Annotated in this window: 1 protein-coding gene; it reads left to right on the top strand. The window is 38.4% G+C overall.

Annotated elements, in window-relative coordinates; all coding sequences use genetic code 11:
• Positions 1-110 precede the first annotated feature (110 nt).
• Entirely contained in the window at positions 111-1,793 is a 1,683-nt protein-coding gene (locus B5X70_RS17605) for a transposase (RefSeq protein ID WP_079559213.1), read from the top strand.
• Positions 1,794-1,821: the final 28 nt, after the last annotated feature.

Below are 1,821 nucleotides of genomic sequence, written 5' to 3'. Positions count from 1 at the left end.
TGAGTCCACTCCGAAAAGTGATTTTATTTATAATGTATTATATATCAAATAATTAGTTGCGTATTTCAATCATTTTGTGTATCTTAGTTGCATCATAAAAAGAGCCATAAATGTTTAAAAAATCATCAGAATCAGGTCAGCTAAATATATTTACGTCGTCCAAATCTTTGTTTTCTGGCAATTCGCTTAAGATGTACGAAGATAAACAGGCATGGCATAATCAGTTCCGTAAACAGATCACCATGCGAATTGATGAAAATATCTTCCGACCTTTATATTGCAAGGATAACGGCACCCCTAATGCTCCTATACGCATACTGGTTGCAATGATGGTGCTTAAAGAGGCAGAAGGCTTAAGCGATCAAAAGCTTTTTGAAAACTGTCGCTTTAATATGCTGGTTCGTAGTTCGTTGGGACTGAACAATGCAGATGACCCATTACCCACTGAATCAACTTATTACCTTTTTCGCAAGCGCATTCAGGAATATGCGAAAGACACAAATGAGAACCTCTTTGAAACTGCTTTTTCACAGATAACTAAAGGGCAATGTGCTGAATTTGAGGTTAGTGGTAAGCGTATTCGCATGGATAGCAAGTTGTTAGGCAGCAATATCGCATGGCTTAGTCGTTATGAATTGATACATGAAACACTACGCTTGTTTTACAAAGAGGTGAAACACGATGTACGCCTTGATAAAGTCATTCAGAGCCGGTTAGATGAGCTACTTAAATTAGAGGGAAACAAAATCGTTTACATTTGCTCTAATGAAGAGGTTAAAAGTCGTTTGCAAGAGCTAGGCGAATTGATATACAGTATTCTACCCCTATTCTTGACCTCGACAAGTGTCTATTATCAAACCCTCCAACGAGTTTTCAATGAGCAGTACAAGATTGATGAAAAAAAGATGGTTGTTGCCCGTGAAAAGGAAGAGATATCGACCAATTCTGTCCAGTCGCCGCACGACACGGACTGTCATTATCGCAATAAGAATGACCAAAAGGTGAAAGGTTATAGCATCAATGTAACTGAGAGTTGTGATGAAAACAAAGAACTTAACCTGATCGGCCACGTTGATGTAAAAAAAGCAAGCACCTCCGATGTTACCTTTCTTCAAGAGGACATCGAAAAAGCAAAGGAAGTTTTCTCTGATAAAATAGAAGCGGCACATGCCGATGGCGCTTACCATAGCCCTGATAACCAACAATATTGCAAAGAAAATAAAATCGCTCTGTACCTGCATGCCATACAAGGGGAGAAAAGCAGGTATCAATTCAATTTTTTGACAAATGGCAGACTCTCAATTACTAACACAATTACCAACGAAGTTATTGATCCAAAGGAGGTTGTCAGCAAAGACGGCAGCATTAAATGGCGCATCAAAACAGAAAAAGGTTATCGGTACTTTACCCAGAAAGAAATTGACGTATACCTAATCAGGAAACAAATAGCAGAAACACCAATTGAAACGTTACAGTTCCGCAACAATGTTGAAGCTACCATTTTTCAGTTAGGCTACCATTACTCTAACGCAAAAAGCAGGTATCGTGGTGTAATAAAGCACCAAATGTGGGCCAACATCCGTTGTTTGTGGGTGAATTTTGTCCGGATACTCAAATACACAAAACAATTATGTCAAAGAACTACGTCTATTGCCCAAAAAGCGATCAAATCAAAGACTTTTGCCTATATGACAGGTGGATCTGAACTTTATTTTGCAATCAAAACATTTTTATCGGCAATATTACCTGCCAGGCTGTTCATTTCTGAAAATATCCAATTCTCCGTCAATTAAGAAAATGAGGTTGTCGGAGTGGACTCAA

The organism is Alkalitalea saponilacus, from assembly GCF_900168165.1.
GTDB lineage: Bacteria > Bacteroidota > Bacteroidia > Bacteroidales > Marinilabiliaceae > Natronoflexus > Natronoflexus saponilacus.
The sequence above is the reverse complement of the archived record's forward strand: the minus strand, read 5'-3'. Positions and strand labels throughout refer to the sequence as shown.